This window comes from Pseudomonas sp. P1_C12 (assembly GCF_056406435.1).
The window spans coordinates 241,676-259,440 of record NZ_JBFUAE010000005.1; the positions used below are offsets into that span (position 1 = coordinate 241,676).

Annotated in this window: 17 protein-coding genes; 11 read left to right on the plus strand and 6 right to left on the minus strand. The window is 59.1% G+C overall.

Annotated features, from left to right (window positions below; all coding sequences use genetic code 11):
• Positions 1-178: 178 nt before the first annotated feature.
• The 3 genes from AC1D19_RS11495 to norR form a co-directional block, all read right to left on the minus strand.
• Positions 179-637, minus strand: a complete 459-nt coding sequence (locus tag AC1D19_RS11495) for a GNAT family N-acetyltransferase (protein WP_477752955.1) — start codon at positions 635-637, stop codon at positions 179-181.
• Positions 638-664: 27 nt separating this feature from the next.
• Positions 665-1,567 carry a chemotaxis protein CheW gene (locus AC1D19_RS11500; RefSeq protein ID WP_477763246.1) on the minus strand — a complete coding sequence of 301 codons (903 nt, stop codon included), beginning with the start codon at positions 1,565-1,567 and terminating at the stop codon, positions 665-667.
• A gap of 286 nt (positions 1,568-1,853) precedes the next feature.
• Positions 1,854-3,404 carry a nitric oxide reductase transcriptional regulator NorR gene (gene norR, locus AC1D19_RS11505; RefSeq protein ID WP_477763247.1) on the minus strand — a complete coding sequence of 517 codons (1,551 nt, stop codon included), beginning with the start codon at positions 3,402-3,404 and terminating at the stop codon, positions 1,854-1,856.
• Positions 3,405-3,560: 156 nt separating this feature from the next.
• Here norR and hmpA point away from each other — a divergent pair, with 156 nt between their 5' ends.
• Entirely contained in the window at positions 3,561-4,742 is a 1,182-nt protein-coding gene (gene hmpA, locus AC1D19_RS11510; RefSeq protein WP_477763248.1) for an NO-inducible flavohemoprotein, read from the plus strand.
• Between the two features lie 226 nt (positions 4,743-4,968).
• Entirely contained in the window at positions 4,969-5,478 is a 510-nt protein-coding gene (locus tag AC1D19_RS11515) for a disulfide bond formation protein B (protein WP_477763249.1), read from the plus strand.
• A 550-nt stretch (positions 5,479-6,028) separates the two neighbouring features.
• Here AC1D19_RS11515 and AC1D19_RS11520 read toward each other — a convergent pair.
• On the minus strand, positions 6,029-6,289 hold the full coding sequence (locus tag AC1D19_RS11520; protein ID WP_218480045.1) for a hypothetical protein: 261 nt from the start codon (positions 6,287-6,289) through the stop codon (positions 6,029-6,031).
• A 27-nt stretch (positions 6,290-6,316) separates the two neighbouring features.
• On the opposite strand from AC1D19_RS11520, the gene cyoA reads away from it, so the two are divergent.
• The 7 genes from cyoA to AC1D19_RS11555 all read left to right on the plus strand — a co-directional run bounded on the left by cyoA (position 6,317) and on the right by AC1D19_RS11555 (position 12,766).
• Positions 6,317-7,261 carry a ubiquinol oxidase subunit II gene (cyoA, locus tag AC1D19_RS11525; protein ID WP_115948065.1) on the plus strand — a complete coding sequence of 315 codons (945 nt, stop codon included), beginning with the start codon at positions 6,317-6,319 and terminating at the stop codon, positions 7,259-7,261.
• Positions 7,262-7,264: 3 nt separating this feature from the next.
• Positions 7,265-9,295 (plus strand): cytochrome o ubiquinol oxidase subunit I, encoded by a 2,031-nt coding sequence (cyoB, locus tag AC1D19_RS11530; protein ID WP_110660131.1) that lies wholly within the window; start codon positions 7,265-7,267, stop codon positions 9,293-9,295.
• 3 nt (positions 9,296-9,298) lie between these two features.
• A complete protein-coding gene (locus tag AC1D19_RS11535; RefSeq protein ID WP_046040171.1) occupies positions 9,299-9,925 on the plus strand; it encodes a cytochrome o ubiquinol oxidase subunit III in 627 nt (208 codons plus the stop codon).
• Positions 9,926-10,273 (plus strand): cytochrome o ubiquinol oxidase subunit IV, encoded by a 348-nt coding sequence (gene cyoD, locus AC1D19_RS11540; protein ID WP_223459110.1) that lies wholly within the window; start codon positions 9,926-9,928, stop codon positions 10,271-10,273.
• Between the two features lie 11 nt (positions 10,274-10,284).
• A complete protein-coding gene (gene cyoE / locus AC1D19_RS11545; protein WP_477755605.1) occupies positions 10,285-11,172 on the plus strand; it encodes a heme o synthase in 888 nt (295 codons plus the stop codon).
• 519 nt (positions 11,173-11,691) lie between these two features.
• On the plus strand, positions 11,692-12,330 hold the full coding sequence (locus AC1D19_RS11550) for a DUF6036 family nucleotidyltransferase (protein ID WP_477755606.1): 639 nt from the start codon (positions 11,692-11,694) through the stop codon (positions 12,328-12,330).
• The gene (locus AC1D19_RS11555; protein ID WP_477755607.1) at positions 12,314-12,766 is read left to right on the plus strand and encodes a hypothetical protein; all 453 of its coding nucleotides are present in this window, start codon (positions 12,314-12,316) and stop codon (positions 12,764-12,766) included. Before AC1D19_RS11550 ends, AC1D19_RS11555 begins: the two co-directional genes overlap by 17 nt.
• Before the next feature lie 101 nt (positions 12,767-12,867).
• Here AC1D19_RS11555 and AC1D19_RS11560 read toward each other — a convergent pair whose 3' ends face one another.
• Together AC1D19_RS11560 and AC1D19_RS11565 are read right to left on the minus strand one after the other, a co-directional pair.
• Positions 12,868-13,146 (minus strand): DUF3077 domain-containing protein, encoded by a 279-nt coding sequence (locus AC1D19_RS11560; RefSeq protein WP_477755608.1) that lies wholly within the window; start codon positions 13,144-13,146, stop codon positions 12,868-12,870.
• A gap of 622 nt (positions 13,147-13,768) precedes the next feature.
• Positions 13,769-15,187 carry an aminotransferase-like domain-containing protein gene (locus AC1D19_RS11565; RefSeq protein ID WP_477753556.1) on the minus strand — a complete coding sequence of 473 codons (1,419 nt, stop codon included), beginning with the start codon at positions 15,185-15,187 and terminating at the stop codon, positions 13,769-13,771.
• Positions 15,188-15,335: 148 nt separating this feature from the next.
• Between AC1D19_RS11565 and AC1D19_RS11570 the strand changes: the two genes are divergently transcribed.
• The gene (locus tag AC1D19_RS11570; RefSeq protein ID WP_477763250.1) at positions 15,336-16,436 is read left to right on the plus strand and encodes a hypothetical protein; all 1,101 of its coding nucleotides are present in this window, start codon (positions 15,336-15,338) and stop codon (positions 16,434-16,436) included.
• 42 nt (positions 16,437-16,478) lie between these two features.
• Positions 16,479-17,759: an ATP-grasp domain-containing protein gene (locus tag AC1D19_RS11575; protein ID WP_477763251.1), complete on the plus strand. Its 1,281-nt coding sequence runs from the start codon at positions 16,479-16,481 to the stop codon at positions 17,757-17,759.
• Positions 17,760-17,765: the final 6 nt, after the last annotated feature.

Below are 17,765 nucleotides of genomic sequence, written 5' to 3' on the forward strand. Positions count from 1 at the left end.
ACAGGGCATGAAACGGCGACAGAATGCCGCCACAAAAGCCGCTATCGAAGCAAATTATGCGCCACTCAGTTGGCCTCGCCGGCCGGAGCAAGCCCGCTCCTACAGGAATCGCGCCCTACACATGTTTTGTGATCGGCTCGGTCACTGTAGGAGCTGGCTTGCCAGCGAAGGCGGCATGTCAGAGAGGAACCGGCTCCCGGCGGACTGCGCGCATCCCGACGCTTTCATACAAGCGCCGCGCCCGAAGGTTGTCTTCCAGAACCTTCAGGTCCACGAAGCCTTCACGCCGCTGCTGGAATACCTTGAACGCTTGCAACAGCAAGGCACGCCCCAATCCACGGCCCTGAAACCGCGGATGCACCACCAGGTTCTTGATGTAGGCACTGGTCCAGCACTGACACACACCCACCACACCTTCGGCATCCTGGGCAATGAAGCACAGGGCCGGGTCATATTCCGGATCGGTTTCGAACTGCCGTTGCCACATGTCCAGCGCGGCTACACGCCCAGCGCCGTCGAGATAACCGAGCTCCATCAGCCGGTGCACGGCGGCGCCCAGTTCGGGGCGGTATTCGCCCAGTTGCAGGCCGGCTGGCCAATCGGGGGGCGGCACGACGACAGAGAGGTCGCGTCGCATCAGCCAGCAGTAATCTTCGGTCAACACTCAATAACCCTGTTCGGCGACAGCCTTGGCCGCGGTGATCAGGCACTGGGTCAATTCCGGTGAAGAGAATTTGGTCAGTACCGCGTTCGCCCCCGCCAGTCGTGCTTTCTCGGCGTTCATCGCACTGTCCAGCGAGGTGTGCAGCAGTACATAAAGATGCGCGAAATCCGGAGTTTCCCGCAGGGTACGGGTGAAGGCGTAGCCGTCCATCTCCGACATTTCGATGTCCGAGACGATCAGGTTGATCTGTTGTGCGGTGCCTTGCAGGTCCAGCAGGCAGTCGATGGCTTCCTTGGCGCTGCGGGCCGTATGGCATTGCAGGCCGAGGTTGCGCAGGGTGTGCACCGATTGCTGCAAGGCCACCTGGCTGTCATCGACCACCAGGATGCGCGCGTTGCCGAGCAGTTCGGCGTCTTCCATGCTCAGCTCGGTCGGCGCCATTTCGATTTGTGCCGGGGCGATGCCGTGGATGACTTTTTCGATGTCCAGCACTTGCACCAGGGTGCCATCGACCGACGTCACGCCGGTGATGTAGGCGCGCGAACCACCGGAGCCGAAGGGCGGCGGGCGGATGTCGGTGGTCAGGCAATGGACGATCTTGCTCACGGCCTGCACGTGCAGGCCCTGCTTGGAGCGGCTGACGTCGGTGACGATCAGGCAGCCGCCGTTCGGGTCTTCCAGCGGACGTTCGCCAATGGCACGGCTGAGGTCGATCACCGACAGCGAGGCACCGCGCAGGCTGGCGATGCCTTTGACGTGGGGGTGCGACTCCGGCAGTTTGGTCAGCGGCGGGCAGGGAATGATTTCACTGACCTTGAGCAGGTTGATCGCCATCAGCTTGCCGCTGCGCAAGGTAAACAGCAGAAGCGAAAGTGAGTCTGCGCGGGCTTTGGTGGAGGACATAGGAACCTTCTCTGGAAAAAGGTGACGGGCAATCCCGGGATTGCCAATGACTTCGATGCCGGGTTATCGACTTGTCGGGGGCAGGCTTTAGGGTGAATACCTCTCTCGGGTCAAACACAGGACCATTGTGGCGAGGGGGCTCGCCCCCGTTCGGCCGCGAAGCGGTCGTAAATCCAGCGACTCGGTTTGTCGGTGAAAGCCAGGGGCCGCGTCGCGACCCAACGGGGCGGTGCGGCGATCCGACAAGCCCCCTCGCCACAAAGACTCCACTCACCCTATAGCGACACTATTTCATCCCCAACCGCTTGGCCATCCGCCCCAGGTTCGCCCGATCCAGGCCCAGCTCACGGGCCGCGCTTGCCCAATTGTTGTTGTGCCGTTCCAGGCAGGCACCGATCAATTGACGCTGATAACGCTCGGTAGCCTCGCGCAAGTCGCCGATCACCGCTTGCGTGACGCTGGCGACAGGTTGCTCGGCAGAAGCTTCAACGCTGGCGTTGGGCAAGTCCAGGTCGGCTGCACTCAAGCTGAGAATCTTCGGCCGTTCCTTGCAGTTGCCCAAGGCTTTCAAGGCGCTGCGGCCGATCAAGTGTTCAAGCTCGCGCACGTTGCCGGGCCAGTCGTAGGCCAATAGCGCGGCCTGGGCGTCGCTGTTCAGGCGCAGGCTGTTGAGGCCCATGCGCGAGCGGTTCTGCTCCAGGAAGTAACCGCTGAGCAGCAGCACATCGCGTCCGCGATCGCGCAGGGCCGGCACCAGCAGCGGATAAACGCTGAGGCGATGGTAGAAGTCGGCGCGGTAACGGCCGCTGCGCACTTCTTCGGCGAGGTCGCGGTTGGTCGCCGCGATCAGGCGCACGTCGACCTGATGCTCCTTGTCCGAGCCCAGTCGCTGCAGTTGACCGCTCTGCAACACGCGCAGCAACTTGGCCTGCACGGTCAGCGACAACTCACCGACTTCATCGAGAAACAGCGTGCCGCCGTTGGCCAGTTCGAACTTGCCACGGCGGTCGTTCAGCGCACCGGTAAAAGCACCGCGGACATGGCCGAACAATTCGCTTTCCACCAGTGTGTCGGGCAACGCGGCGCAGTTGAGGCTGATGATCGGTTTGTCGGAGCGGGGCGAGGCGGCATGGATGGCCTGGGCCACCAGCTCCTTGCCGACCCCGGTTTCGCCAGTGATCAACACGGTCAGGTCGCTGCCGCCCACCAGACTGATTTCTTCGACCAGACGCTTGTGGGCCTTGCTCTGGCCAATCATCTCGCGATTCTGCTGGCCGCTGGCCTGGCGGTAGACCTCGGCGCGCTGATGCTCGTCTTCGACGCGATTGTTCAACCGCTCGATGCGTTCGGCGGCGTTGACCGTGGCGGCCGCGAGGCTGGCGAAGGCTTGCAGGGCATCCAGTTCGATCGGTTCGAAGCGCTCCGGGTCTAGGGCATCGAGGGTCAGCAGGCCCCAGGGGCGCTCGTCGATGAACAATGGGCAACCCATGCAGTCGTGGACCTCCAGATGATCATCCAGGCCATCGACCAGGCCGTCATAGGGGTCAGGCAAGTCGCTGTCGGCAGCGAAACGGGTCGGGCCTGGGCCGCTGAGCAGCGCTTGGAAACGCGGGTGCTCGCTGACCTTGAAGCGCCGACCGAGGGTATCGGTACTCAAGCCGTCGACCGCCAGCGGCACCAGCCATTCACCGTCGAGACGCAGCAGAGCGGCGGCGTCGCATGGCAGCAGGGCGCGCATGGCTTCCAGCAGGCGGCGATAACGCTCGCCCTCGGGCAGTTCGCGGGACAGGTCGGAGACAAGGGGCAGCAGGGCGGTGAGCAGGGGTTTTGCAGTCATAGTGACTCCGTGTAGTCGGTATGACTATAAGTCAGGCAGTGTCTAAATGACTATTAAGTTATTAACTTATTGATTTATAAAGACTAAATAGTTGGCATGGAAACTGATAGGCATAGGGTAATCCGTTAGCAATCCAAGAAGACCAGGAGTCACTTTATGCTGAGCGTTCAAGATCGTGCCATCGTCAAATCCACTGTGCCACTTCTCGAAAGCGGTGGTGAAGCGCTGATCACACACTTCTACCGCATGATGCTCTCCGAATACCCGGAAGTCCGCCCACTGTTCAACCAGGCCCACCAGGCCAGTGGTGATCAGCCGCGAGCCCTGGCCAACGGCGTATTGATGTATGCGCGCCATATCGACCAACTCGACCAGTTGGGCGACCTGGTGGCCAAGATCATCAACAAGCACGTGGCCCTGCAGATTCTGCCGGAGCACTACCCGATTGTCGGCAGCTGCCTGCTGCGGGCCATTGCCGAAGTATTGGGCGAAGAGATCGCCACCCCGGAAGTGATCGCGGCCTGGGGTGCGGCCTACGGGCAACTGGCGGACATCCTCATCGGTGCCGAAACCAGCATCTACGACCAGAAGGAACAGGCACCGGGCGGCTGGCGCGGGGCGCGGGCATTCATCGTGGCCGGCAAGGTCGAGGAGAGCGCCGAGATCACCTCGTTCTACTTTGAACCTGCAGACAAAGGCCCGATCCTGGAGGCAGAACCCGGCCAGTACATCGGCATGAAACTGATCCTCGACGGTGAAGAGATCCGTCGTAACTACTCGCTGTCAGCGCTGGCGAACAAAGGCCAGTACCGCATCAGCGTCAAGCGTGAAGCCGGTGGCCGCGCTTCCAACTACTTGCATGACCAGTTGCATGTCGGCGCCAGCATCCAGTTGTTCCCGCCATCGGGCGAGTTCACCCTGACCGCCAGCGACAAACCTCTGGTGCTGATCAGCGGCGGCGTCGGCATTACCCCGACCCTGGCGATGCTCGAAGCTGCGCTGGAAACTCAGCGGCCGGTGCATTTCATCCACTGCGCGCGCAACGGCAGCGTCCATGCCTTCCGCGACTGGATCGATGGCCTGGCCGAGCGTCACCCGCAGCTCAAGCGCTTCTACTGCTACGCCGAAGATGACGGCGTGAGCCCGGCGGCGCACAAGGTCGGTTTGTTGAGCCAGCAGCAGTTGCATGCATGGCTGCCGGAGCAGCGTGACCTGGATGTTTACTTCCTGGGGCCGAAAGGTTTCATGGCGTCCATCAAGCGTCACCTCAAAGCCCTGGGTGTGCCGGAGAAGCAAAGCCGTTACGAGTTCTTCGGGCCGGCAGCGGCGCTGGAGTAACCCCTAATAAAGATCGCAGCCTTCGGCAGCTCCTACAGGATGCAATCCATTCCGATGTAGGAGCTGCCGGAGGCTGCGATCTTTTGATCTTTCTGGTTAAAAGTTAATCCCTCCTTAACCGTCCTGTCGTCTATTCCCTGCGACATCCCCCTTGCTACGCGCCAGCTCTCAAAGATCAGGCCAGCGTGTAGACTGGCGGGCAATCGAAATTTTCAAGGGAAACGCGATGAGCGATGAATCCATGCGGTTGGGGCGTGAACGGCGCTACCTGGTGTTGTTGGGCATCATTTGCCTGGCGCTGATCGGCGGCGCGCTGTACATGCAAATTGTTCTGGGCGAGGCCCCTTGCCCGCTGTGCATCCTGCAGCGTTATGCGTTGCTGCTGATCGCGATCTTCGCCTTCATCGGCGCCGCCATGCGCACCCGTCGCAGCATCACGGTGTTCGAAACCCTGGTGGTGATCTGCGCGCTGGCAGGCGCAGGCGTTGCCGGACATCACGTCTATACGCAGTTCTATCCGGCGGTCAGTTGCGGCATCGATGTGCTGCAACCGATTGTGGATGACTTGCCGCTGGCGAAGATCTTTCCGCTGGGTTTCCAGGTCGATGGTTTCTGCTCCACGCCATACCCGCCGATCCTCGGTCTGTCGTTGGCACAGTGGGCGTTGGTCGCCTTCGTGCTGATTGTGGTGCTGGTGCCTTTGCTCACGTCGCGTAACCGCAAAGCGCTGCGCTGAGGTCATCTGTCGGCAGGAATTGTCGGACAAAAAAGCCCCGGTCCTTGAAGAGAGGACCGGGGCTTTTTTGTCTTGCTCAGCGCATTTCAGAGGCCGGGTAAAAAGACCGTGATGTGCGACAGCCAAGGGTGCGACACATGTGCGACATGTTGTCACAGAGTCAGTGTCGCAGGGCGTTCGAAGAGGCCGGATTGGTACATGGAAACGTAACGAAATTGGGCTGTTTTGCAGGCTTGCGGTTTTTTCCATTGCGAACGCGAGCAGGCAGTTTTAACAGGGTCTGGCGAATGGCCGAAGCCCCCGTCATATCGGGCTCCGGGCAAGGTAAAGGGCAGTGAAGAGGGGGCCGATACTGTCTGAACTGTGGGTGGAAGACCTACTTATTGTGGTGTTTTTGTTGAGAATTAATTTCGATAAGATGCGCCACTTTTGCGAAAACGGTTAATGATTGTTGCCGGTTCGGATAAAAATTATTTCGGGATGAGACATGGTTTATACAACGTTACATATCTACAATCGCCCGCACTGAATCCCCGGCACTGCTCAAATCTTAACCAGACGTGAGCAGAAACAGGGTGTCGAGAGGTCTGGTGGCTTCATGCGATGCCCAGGTGTCGGAGCCTCCAACTACCCGCACCAAATGGAATTGGTCTGTAACAAGGCCTTTGACCACGAATTCGAATAAGAACTCACCGCAGGCCCGGGATTTGTCGTACAGCGTCTGACGCACAACGGGCATGCCCTTATTCAATCCAAGAAAAATGCCAACCCTTGGCAGGGTGAAGTGTTGGCGATCAAAACCCAACTGCATTGCGCAAGCTGCTTTAGAGGTCGTGAGATGAGTAAAAACAGGTACCCCAGACTACTAGGCTTATTGCCGCTGATCGGCACGTTGTTGCTGTCAGGCTGCAACATGACCTTGCTCAATCCCAAGGGCCAGGTTGGTCTGGACGAGCGAAACCTGATCATCACCGCAACGCTGCTGATGCTGTTGGTCGTGGTGCCGGTCATCGTCATGACCTTCCTGTTCGCCTGGAAATACCGCGCGTCCAACACCAACGCCACCTACACCCCGAAATGGAACCACTCCACCAAGATCGAGATTGCGGTGTGGGCTGTTCCAGTGCTGATCATCATTGCCCTGGGTTACGTCACCTACAAGTCGACCCACGCACTGGATCCGTACAAGCCGCTGGAATCCGACGTCAAGCCTGTGACCATCGAAGTGGTCGCGCTGGACTGGAAGTGGCTGTTCATCTACCCGGAACAAGGCATCGCCACGGTCAACAAGATCGTGTTCCCGGCGCACACCCCAGTCAACTTCAAGATCACTTCCGACGCCGTGATGAACTCGTTCTTCATCCCCGCTCTGGGTGGCCAGATCTACGCAATGGCGGGCATGCAGACCAAGCTGCACCTGATCGCCAACGAGAACGCTGAAATGGACGGTATCTCCGCCAACTACAGCGGCGCGGGTTTCACCGGTATGAAATTCAAAGCGATCGCAACTTCCCAGGAAGATTTCGACGCCTGGGTAAGTGAAGTCAAAAAGGCACCTAAACAGCTTGAACAAGCTGAATACGCAGCCCTTTCCAAGCCAAGCCAGAACAACCCAGTCGAGCTCTACTCCTCGGTTACCCCAGGCATGTTCCAGGCCATCGTCGACAAGTACGAAGGCATGAAACCGGGTCCTAAGGTCAAGCACGAGAAAGCAGAGAAAGAAGTGGCCCAAATGGAAGGGATGGACATGAGTTCGCATTCAGCTGCCGGGGCAGAGGAGTAAACGATGTTTGGTAAATTAAGTTGGGAAGCGATCCCGTTCCACGAACCGATCGTGATGATTACCATCTCCATGATCGCGCTCGGTGGTCTGGCGCTGTTCGCTGCAATCACCTACTTCAAGAAGTGGACCTACCTGTGGACCGAGTGGCTGACGTCGGTCGACCACAAGAAAATCGGCGTGATGTACATCATCGTCGCCATGGTCATGCTGCTGCGCGGCTTTGCCGACGCCATCATGATGCGTACCCAGCTGGCCATGGCCACCGAGGGTTCGCCTGGCTACCTGCCACCTGAACACTATGACCAGATCTTCACCGCTCACGGTGTGATCATGATCATCTTCATGGCGATGCCATTCTTCACCGGCCTGATGAACCTTGCAGTGCCGCTGCAGATCGGCGCGCGTGACGTTGCCTACCCGTTCCTGAACTCCCTGAGCTTCTGGCTGCTGGTTTCCGGCGTAGTGCTGATCAACCTGTCCCTGGGCGTCGGCGAATTCGCCAAGACCGGCTGGGTTGCCTATCCGCCGCTGTCGGGCCTGCAATACAGCCCTGGCGTGGGGATGGACTACTACATCTGGGCGCTACAGCTATCGGGTCTGGGGACAACGCTGACGGGGGTCAACTTCCTGGCCACCGTGCTGAAAATGCGTACCCCTGGCATGAAGCTGATGGACATGCCGATCTTCACCTGGACCTGCACCTGGGCCAACGTCCTGATCGTGGCTTCGTTCCCGATCCTGACCGCTACCCTGGCACTGCTGACGCTTGACCGTTACATGGATTTCCACATTTTCACCAATGAACTTGGTGGCAATCCGATGATGTACGTGAACCTGTTCTGGGCGTGGGGTCACCCTGAGGTGTACATCCTGATCCTGCCAGCGTTCGGTATCTTCTCCGAAGTCATCTCGACCTTCACCGGCAAGAAACTGTTCGGCCACCACTCGATGGTCTACGCATCGGGCGCAATCTCGATCCTGGGCTTCATGGTTTGGCTGCACCACTTCTTCACCATGGGTTCGGGTGCCAGCGTCAATGCCTTCTTCGGTCTGGCGACGATGCTGATTTCCATCCCGACGGGTGTGAAGCTATTCAACTGGCTGTTCACCATCTACCAGGGCCGTCTGCGCTTCACCAGCCAGGTGCTGTGGACCCTGGGCTTCATGGTGACCTTCGCCATCGGCGGCATGACCGGCGTACTGCTGGCCATCCCGGGTGCTGACTTCGTTCTGCACAACAGCCTGTTCGTGATCGCGCACTTCCATAACGTGATCATCGGCGGTGCGGTATTCGGTTACATCGCTGGTTTCGGTTTCTACTTCCCTAAAGCGTTCGGCTTCAAGCTGCACGAAGGTTGGGGCAAGGCAGCATTCTGGTTCTGGATCTCCGGCTTCTTCGTCGCGTTCATGCCGCTCTATGCACTGGGCTTCATGGGCATGACCCGTCGTCTGAACGCCACCACCAACCCTGAGTGGGTGCCGTACCTGTACGTTGCCATGTTCGGTGCGGTGATGATCGCCGTAGGTATCGCTTGCCAGCTGATCCAGCTGTACGTCAGCGTGCGTGACCGCAACAAACCAGAAAACATGTGCGAACACGGCGACCCGTGGAATGCACACACCCTGGAATGGTCGACCTCGTCGCCACCTCCGTTCTACAACTTCGCCGTGCTGCCAAAAGCCGACGTTGTCGACCCGTTCACCGAAGCCAAGGAAAACGGCACCGCGTACAAGGCCCCGGCCAAGTACGAACCGATCCACATGCCAAACAACACCGCGACCGGTGTGGTCATGGGTGCTCTGTTGACCGTGTTCGGTTTCGCGATGATCTGGCACATCTGGTGGCTGGCCATCGCGGGTCTTGCCGGCACCGTGATCTACTTCGTGATCCACGCGGCCCGTGATGATCAAGGCTATATGGTGCCGGTCGACGTGATCGAGCGCATCGAAGCCGAGCAGCACAAGCGTCTGGTAGCGGCAGGGAAAATCCCGGCCACCGCCACCCGTGTTGAAACCTCGTTGGAACAGGCTTAAACCATGTCGAACTTAGTGACCAATGCTGGACACACCCATGTCGATGGACATGGGCATGATGACCATCACCACGACTCGGGCGAGATGACCGTATTCGGTTTCTGGCTCTACCTGATGACCGACTGCATTCTGTTTGCATCGATCTTCGCGGCGTACGCGGTACTGGTTAACAACGTAGCGGGTGGCCCGTCGGGCCACGACATCTTCGAACTGCCATACGTACTGGGCGAAACCGCTCTGCTGCTGTTCAGTTCGATCACCTACGGCTTCGCCATGCTGGCGTTCTTCCGGGGTAACAAGAAGCAGGTCCTGGGCTGGCTGGCCATGACCTTCGTGTTCGGTGCCGGCTTCATCGGCATGGAGATCAACGAGTTCCACATGTTGATCTCCGAGGGCTACGGCCCTAGCCGTTCCGGCTTCCTGTCCGGGTTCTTCACCCTGGTCGGCACCCACGGTCTGCACGTGACCAGCGGTCTGATCTGGATGGCGATCATGATGTATCAGGTGCAGAAAAACGGCCTGACGGCGACCAACAAGACCCGTCTGAGCTGCCTGAGCCTGTTCTGGCACTTCCTGGACGTCGTGTGGATCTGCGTATTCACCGTTGTTTATCTGATGGGGACTATGTAAATGGCTAACGCAGCTCATTCCCAAAATGGCCATGACAGCCACGACGCCGGTCACGGCAGCGTCAAGTCCTACGGCATCGGTTTCATCCTGTCGGTGATCCTGACCCTGATTCCGTTCGGTCTGGTGATGTACCCGACGCTGCCGAAGTCGATCACCCTGATGATCGTCGTCGCGTTCGCAGTCATCCAGGTGCTGGTGCACCTGGTGTACTTCCTGCACCTGGACCGTTCGGCCGCGCAGCGTAACAACGTGATTGCGTTTGTCTTTGCCGCGATCGTGATTGTCCTGCTGGTTGGCTTGTCGCTGTGGATCATGTTCAGCATCCACACGTTCATGATGGCGAAGTGAGGTAGATCCGCATGTCCCTTAAGCACTTTATCCAAATCACCAAACCGGGGATCATTTTCGGTAACGTGCTTTCTGTGGCAGGCGGATTTTTCCTGGCCTCCAAAGGGCATGTCGATCTGGCCATTTTCCTGGCCGCCATGATCGGCACGTCTCTGGTGGTTGCCTCCGGTTGCGTGTTCAACAACTGCATCGACCGCGACATCGACCTGAAGATGGAACGCACCAAGAACCGGGTGCTGGTCCAGGGCTTGATCTCCCTGAAACTGGCCCTGATCTATGCGACCGTCCTGGGTGTCGCCGGCGTTGCCCTGTTGTACAAGGTGGCCAACCCGTTGGCCGCGCTGTTCGCAGTCATCGGCTTCGTCATCTACGTCGGCTTCTACAGCCTGTACCTCAAGCGCAAGTCGGTTCACGGCACGCTGGTGGGCAGTCTGTCGGGCGCCATGCCGCCAGTGATTGGCTACGTCGCAGTCAGCAACACCTTCGACATGGCCGCGCTGACCCTGCTGGTGATGTTCAGCCTGTGGCAGATGCCGCATTCCTACGCCATCGCGATCTTCCGCTTCAACGATTACCTGGCCGCATCGATTCCGGTGCTGCCTGTGAAGCGCGGCATCCAGGTGGCCAAGAAGCACATCCTGCTCTACATCCTGGCCTTCCTCGTGGCGACCTTGATGCTGACCTTCAGCGGCTACGCCGGCATGAGCTACCTCGCCGTCGCCGCGGCCATGGGCATGTACTGGCTGTACATGGCCTGGACCGGCTACAAGGCAGTGGATGACACGGTCTGGGCACGCAAGCTGTTCGTGTTCTCGATCTTCACCATTACCGCGTTGAGCGTGATGATGTCCCTGGACTTCAAAGTGCCGAGCGAGTTGCTGCTGACGTACGCGCCTTAAGCGTCGGATGCTGTAAAGAAAAAGCCCCGCCTTCGAGAGAAGAGCGGGGCTTTTTGTTGGGGGTGATTCTGGTGGACCGTGTTGCCGCCATCGCGAGCAGGCTCACTCCTACATTGGATTGAGTGCACACCGATCTCTGTAGGAGTGAGCCTGCTCGCGATGGCCGCGACGCGGACTAACAGGCGAATTCGATATCTGTCCGCTTAAGAAAAAATTGAGAAAATCCCAAATTATTAAGATTTTCTTGGCCCACTTAAGAAAAAATGCACGGTCAGACCCAATAAATGGGGTAAGGCGGATGGTTCCGAGGTCTTGGGGGGATTTGTCATTGGGTTTCCATCTCCTGTGTTTCGTCCGTTGCCGCCATCGCGACCAAGCTCGCTTACGATAGGGCGACCTGACCGGCAAAAATGCCTACGGATTTGCCTGAGCTTTCCCACGAGTTTTTCAGGTTGAGGGTCGGAAGTTGCCTATCTAGCCTCGGGATGCCGTTATTACAAGCATCCCAGAGGATCTACGATGGAACTGCCAGAGGTAATCACCCCGCGTGTTAATACGAATACAGCGTTGGGGCAGGCTTTGATTTCGATGTTCAAATCTGTCGAAGCGGAACTGGAGCTTGAGAACGCAGGACCAGGGGCGGTCAAAATTATTCTGTTCGGTGGCTGCGCTGTTCACCTTTATACCCATCATCGCGTTTCCACCGACGTCGATGCCGAGATTTATGAGGCTCATGTTCCCGAAGGTTTACACCTGCAAACCATGCTCGCAGAGATACCCGAACAGTTTGTTGATGAGCGATCCGGTCGCTTGATGGAGCTGAACTACGACCTGCAATACAACACCAGTTTTGGCCCAATTCATGAGGACTATTGGGAACGGAGCCTTCCCTTTACAGAGTTCCCGGTTGAGTCCCCGCTGTACGTTCATATCGCGGCACCTGTCGACATTGCCATTTCCAAGCTGGGCAGAGCGACCGATCAGGACATTGGTGATATCAAGGCACTTCTCAGGGCTGGTTTCATCCTGACTACCGAGTTTCGTCGACTGGCATTGCAGGCGATTGATGTATATGTTGGCAACAAGGAGTCACCAATCTCCGTCCTCACGAATATTTTGCATGATTATCTGGAGAGCACAGATGACGAAGCCCCATAGCGGCCACGTCCTCTCATCCGCCTTGGACACGCTGGTAAAAAGACCTTTGAATCAAGCGGATGACGCTGCCTTGGTGAGCGCCGCCAAAGCTGTCTGGTACTCGGATTCAAATCTTGAAAGCGAGATAAGCGTTTTTTTGAATCGTCATTCTGACGAAGTGGAGGTTCGGCGTGCTGGCTATCTGCTCGAGCGATTCACTCGATTTACTTGCTTATCCGATCTCCGGGTGTCGGAAACTCTCAATGTCCTCGAGCTTTTTGCACATTCGACTTGCGTGCAAGCCGTGATGCTACAAGCCGTCACGCCACTGCGTCGACGCCGTGATGAACTTGCTGTCTCTTGGGGGTTGAGTGAGGGCCTCGGCCTAAAAGCCCAAACCCTCATGCCTTTTCAGACCCGGCATTACGAAGCTGAGCAGCGCGCCATGTTTTCCTGAGCTTTGGTTGCAGCGAATAGGCTGCATCGTTTGGCCCAAAAGTTGAAACGGCTTGCAGCGCAAAAGCCCCTCCTTTCGAGAGAACGGTGGGGCTTTTTCATTTACGCGCGGTTGTTACACGGTGCATCGAGCACCTTCACCACGTCATCGATGATTGCCTTGCTCATGTCCTGCAAAAAATGTGATGCCCAGGCGTGTCGGTCGGAGTCGCGAACCATGGCGGCGTCTGAGGCGAGCAGTTTCGCGAGGTGGAGCAGGTCGGAGGCGTGGTAGAGGGCTTCGGTTACCGGGACGCCGGCATTGATGCGGAACAGGGGTTCGTTGGCGTGGTAGGAGAAGGGGGTGAGGCCGATGGTTTTGAGGTCTTGGGGATTGGTCATTGGGCTTCACCTCCTGTTGGGCTGGAGGTGGAAGGGTATGACTGGTGTAGCAGACGGATCGATAGTGTTCATTTGTAACTCCTGCATAAGTGAAGCTGTCCCGTTCGTTATCAGGCGAATGGGTGGCAGCTGTGCGCAGGCTGATAAACCGGAGATGCAGGACCCGGCAGACCCGAAGGTCTCCCACACACAGCCGCCATAACACGAATACTCAGGCGTAGAAAAACGCCAACCATCGTGGGGCGCAGCTGCGTGGCATCTTACCCGGGTTATCAGGCCCGGTCGCTGAATTGGCAGCGACCGGGCGAAGTTAGCCGGCAAGGATGAGGTCGGCAATCGTAGCGATCTGGTGGCCGGGGATCTCATTGGGCACCGCAATCCCTGTGGGAGCGGGCTTGCTCGCGAAGGCGGTGGGTCAGGCAATATTGATGCTGGATGTGACGGCCTCTTCGCGAGCAAGCCCGCTCCCACATTGGACTAGCGTCATCGCTGATATCGAGCATGACGCGGGCCCCTGTGGGAGCGAGCTTGCTCGCGATGGCGGCGTGTCAGGCAGCATCAATTTTGAATGTGACGGCCTCATCGCGAGCAAGCTCGCTCCCACAGGGTTGGGGGGCGTCGGTTATTTACTTTGTGTATCGAGCAAGCGGAAAAACCGCTCGCGCACCTGCAAACTGTCACTGTGAGCCACATTGAAGCGCAGGAACTGACTGGCATCCGGCCCTTTGCTCAGCAAGGTGCCCGGCGCCAACACCATATTGTTCTCCAGCCCTTGGCGAGCCAGATTCTCGGCATGCAAGCCCTCCGGCAACCGCGCCCAGATAAACACACCTTCGCCGGGCAACGAGGAAAGCGAGCACCCTGCCTCCGCCAACCAACTCGCCACTCGGCTGTTCGATTCATACAACCGATCCACCGTGCGCCGCGCATGTTTGGCATAGCTGCCATCGCTGAGCATGGTGCACGTAATCTGCTCCGCCAGCTCCGACGTCACCCCGCCGCAGGCCATTTTCAGCGCGACCATGCGTGCCGCCAATTGCGGTGACAGTACGGTGTAGCTGACACGGCTGTTGGCGGTCAGGGTCTTGGAGAAGCCCGACACATAACTCACGTTGTCCAGCCCGCTGGCGGCCAGGCGCGGGGTGCGGCGTTGCTGGATGTCGCAGTACAGATCGTCTTCGACGATGTGGAAGCCATGGCGGTGGCTCAGTTCCAGCAAGCGGTAAACCTGGGCCGGGGTGAACGAGTGGCCGGTGGGGTTATGCAGCGTGCTGTTGGTCATGTACAGCACGGGTTTGTGGGCGATCAGCAGTTGCTCTAAGGCGTCGAGGTCCATGCCGTCGCAATCCCGGGCGATGGTAATGACTTTGGCCCCGTGTAGCGCCAGGTTGGCGTGCATGTTGAAGTAGCAGGGGTCGTCGAGCAGCACGGTGTCGCCGGGTTTGACCAGCAGGCGCATCAGCAGGTCGATGGCCTGCATGGTGTTGGCGGTAGTGATGATCTGGTCCACCGGCGCTTCGATGCCGAAGGTCGCCAGCTTGACCCGCAAGGCCTGGCGCAACGGCAGGTAACCGCCGGCCACGCCGTACTCGCCCATGCGCAATGACGTCGCTCGCAGGGTACTGCGCACGGCTTTCTGCAACTCTTCGGCGGGCAGCCACGAGGTCGGCAGAAAACCGCAGCCGGGGCGCAGCGCGCCGTTATCCAGCAGCAGTGCGCGGCGTACCACACTGAGGGTGTCCTGAGGTTGCAGGTCCGGACCGGTGCCACTTTTCAGTGCTGCTTCGGAGCGATGCACGTAATGCCCGGAGCCCTGGCGAGACACCACCAGCCCCTTGGCCCGCATGCGGTCCAGGGCATCGACCACCGTGGATTTGCCCACGTTCATCAAGTCGGAGAGTTCGCGAATCGGCGGCAGCTTGGCGCCGTGGGGCAGGCCACCCGTGCTGATCGCCTGGGTCAGTTGATCGACGATCTGCTGCACCAGCGGCACGCCGGGCTGGAATTCTATGGCGGCAATGACTGCACGTTGAACCTGCATTTTACTGGTCTCTCCGGCAGTAAAGTTCGTTGGATTCTATACGAACTTGCCCTGATCAGGACAAGCCTCTCTCTCTACCATGCCCTTACAGACTTTTCTGAATGTCGGCCTTTGTCGGCGGGCGTTCACCCGGTTCCTGAGGTGCTGCATGAGTGTCGAAACAACGGTCGCGGTGGCTAAACCGGTCATTAACCTGCGGTTATTCACGATCCGGATCATCACCGCCGTCTCGCTGTTCGCGGTGCTGGGCAAGGCCAACGTCTGGCTCGACACGGCCACCAACAGCATCCTGGCCCTTGGATATCGCGCCTTGTTGCTGCTGTTGCCCCTGACTTTACTGGTGCTTGGCCGTCGTTCCCTGAGCGTCACGCTGCTGTGTGCCGGCCTCGGCCTGGTACTGCTGGCGCTGACCAGTAACCAAGGCATGGTGATGTTTGCCGCCGCACTGTTTGCCTACGGTATTGCGATTGCCGGTTACCTGATAAAGAGCGAAGCGGCCCAGACCAAGGAAGGCGCGGCCTACAACCGCGTGGCCATGAACATGGGCAGCCTGGTGGCCGGTTTGATCCTGCTGTCGCCGCTTCTCACGCCTACGATGTTTTTCCTCGGCGCGGCGGCCTTCGTGTTGCTGTGCCTGCCGATCGCCCTCGGCGCAACCTTTACCTCCGAGCCGGTGGTAGCCCGCCCAGCCAGTCAGGTTGGCAGCAACTGGGGCAACAAACTGCCCTGGGTAATCGCCGGGATCATCATGGGTATCAAGCTGTTCGGGGTGTTCTCGATCCTGCCACAGGCGATCCTGCTCAAGACCGGCGAGCTGCCGGCCTGGTACGGCTTGATGCTGATCCTCAACAGCGCCGTGGTGGTGTTCGCCCAGGTGCCGGTGATGAAGCTGATCGAGCGCACCGGGCGCTTCAAGGTCGTGGCGGTGATCGGGATCATCGTCGGCGGCTTTGCCGTGCTGTCTTCGCCCGCCGCGTTCCACGTCGAAACCCTCGCCGGGGCGCTGGTCTGGGTGGCGCTGCTGTCCATCGCCGAGTGCGCCTTCAGCTACCTCGATTACTTCTCGGTCAAGCAAAACAACATGTTCGTCAAGGAAGTGTCCCTGGGGGTGGGGGCCGGGCTGACCGTGTTGATCATGCGGGTGGTGCCGGCGCCGTACAACGCGCTGGTGCTGGCCGCCATCGGCGCCGGCGGGATCCTGGCCTGGTACTGGCTCAATCGTAAATCCAATGCGTCGTTGCATGACTGAGTCATCGCCGTTGCGGTTTTCACTTTGCAGGTCGGGGGCATTATGAATACGACTTCATGCGTAGTAGTGGTCGGTTACAACGGCAATCGGGTTCACGACATCCAGAAACTGCGCGAGCTGTGCAAGTCGCTCTACGACGCCAGGCTCATCCTGCTGGTCGAGAAAATTCAGCTCCATGACGACCAGGTGGCCGATCACGTCTGCAGCACTTCGCTGGCCGAGAAAGACGTGGCGGCGTCCCTTGAACTGGTGGTGGGGTGCCTGAATGCCGATAGCTGGAAACTGATCGGCGTGCTGCCGTTTTCCGATCGCGGCGTACTGCTCGGTGCCGCGCTGGCCACTCACTTCGGCCTGCCGGGCATTACCCCAGGCGAAGCGCGGGCGGGCCTGGACAAGCAGATCTTCCGTCGGCTCGAAGCGGCGGCCAGCACCTCTCCCGGAGAATACCGACCGGTGTTTTCCGCGCGGGTCGAAAGCCTGCCGGAACTGCGCCAACGCGTTGTCGAACTGGGCGGCAAGGCCTTCATCAAACCGGCCTGCGAAGGCGCGAGTCGAGGCTGTCGCGTCATCCATCACCCTTCGGAATGCGATGACGCCTGGCTCGCACTGAAGCCCTACCGCGAAGGCGGCATCGTCCTTGAAGCACTGGTGCAGAACGCCCGCGAATACAGCTGGGACTACGTGGCCGGCAGCACTTGGGTGACTGAAAAAACCACCACCGAAGGCGCCTACCGCGCAGAGATCCAGCAAGTCGTCCCCGCACCGCTTTCGGCTGAGGTACAGGCGCGTTTGATGGCAGCCGGTCGGCATATGTCGGCATTGGTATCCCAGGACAATGGTGCCTGGCACAACGAAGTGTTCCTGCGCAGCGACAACCTGACCTGCGCCGTGGAAACCAACATGCGCCCCGGCGGCATGCACATCTGGGATCTGGCCAAACGCGCCTTCGTCAATTTCGATCCGTGGGAACGCTGGGTGCGCTGGGCGGTGGAAGGCAAGACCGAACAGCACGAGCCAGTGGCTCGCGGCTTCTGCGGCATTCGCCTGCTCAGGGCGCCGGATGGCGGCATCTTGCGCGCGACGCCCGACATCGAGGCCCTGGCCCGCGCATTGCGTATCGATCTGGTGGAGGGCCAGTACGCCAAGCGAATCGGCGACTCGGTCAGCGCGTTAGTGAAAGACAACTTCTCATTCATCGGCCACATCGTGTTGTTCAACGAACACTACGGGCAACTGAGCAACGACCTGTTGCGTCTGGCCGAGGCGATTGAGTCACGCATTGAGGTGACTTGCCTGGCACCGGCTACCCGCGCCGTGTGTTGAGCCTGC

Bases quoted from the DNA above. Each gene is read 5' to 3' on its own strand.
- AC1D19_RS11575 (WP_477763251.1), top strand. From the start codon at position 16,479: ATGAATACGACTTCATGCGTAGTAGTGGTCGGTTACAACGGCAATCGG.
- hmpA (WP_477763248.1), top strand. From the start codon at position 3,561: ATGCTGAGCGTTCAAGATCGTGCCATCGTCAAATCCACTGTGCCACTT.
- AC1D19_RS11565 (WP_477753556.1), bottom strand. From the start codon at position 15,187: ATGCAGGTTCAACGTGCAGTCATTGCCGCCATAGAATTCCAGCCCGGC.
- AC1D19_RS11535 (WP_046040171.1), top strand. From the start codon at position 9,299: ATGTCGAACTTAGTGACCAATGCTGGACACACCCATGTCGATGGACAT.
- norR (WP_477763247.1), bottom strand. From the start codon at position 3,404: ATGACTGCAAAACCCCTGCTCACCGCCCTGCTGCCCCTTGTCTCCGAC.
- AC1D19_RS11560 (WP_477755608.1), bottom strand. From the start codon at position 13,146: ATGACCAATCCCCAAGACCTCAAAACCATCGGCCTCACCCCCTTCTCC.
- cyoE (WP_477755605.1), top strand. From the start codon at position 10,285: ATGTCCCTTAAGCACTTTATCCAAATCACCAAACCGGGGATCATTTTC.
- AC1D19_RS11550 (WP_477755606.1), top strand. From the start codon at position 11,692: ATGGAACTGCCAGAGGTAATCACCCCGCGTGTTAATACGAATACAGCG.
- AC1D19_RS11555 (WP_477755607.1), top strand. From the start codon at position 12,314: ATGACGAAGCCCCATAGCGGCCACGTCCTCTCATCCGCCTTGGACACG.
- AC1D19_RS11495 (WP_477752955.1), bottom strand. From the start codon at position 637: ATGCGACGCGACCTCTCTGTCGTCGTGCCGCCCCCCGATTGGCCAGCC.
- cyoB (WP_110660131.1), top strand. From the start codon at position 7,265: ATGTTTGGTAAATTAAGTTGGGAAGCGATCCCGTTCCACGAACCGATC.
- cyoD (WP_223459110.1), top strand. From the start codon at position 9,926: ATGGCTAACGCAGCTCATTCCCAAAATGGCCATGACAGCCACGACGCC.
- AC1D19_RS11520 (WP_218480045.1), bottom strand. From the start codon at position 6,289: ATGCAGTTGGGTTTTGATCGCCAACACTTCACCCTGCCAAGGGTTGGC.
- AC1D19_RS11570 (WP_477763250.1), top strand. From the start codon at position 15,336: ATGAGTGTCGAAACAACGGTCGCGGTGGCTAAACCGGTCATTAACCTG.
- AC1D19_RS11500 (WP_477763246.1), bottom strand. From the start codon at position 1,567: ATGTCCTCCACCAAAGCCCGCGCAGACTCACTTTCGCTTCTGCTGTTT.
- cyoA (WP_115948065.1), top strand. From the start codon at position 6,317: ATGAGTAAAAACAGGTACCCCAGACTACTAGGCTTATTGCCGCTGATC.
- AC1D19_RS11515 (WP_477763249.1), top strand. From the start codon at position 4,969: ATGAGCGATGAATCCATGCGGTTGGGGCGTGAACGGCGCTACCTGGTG.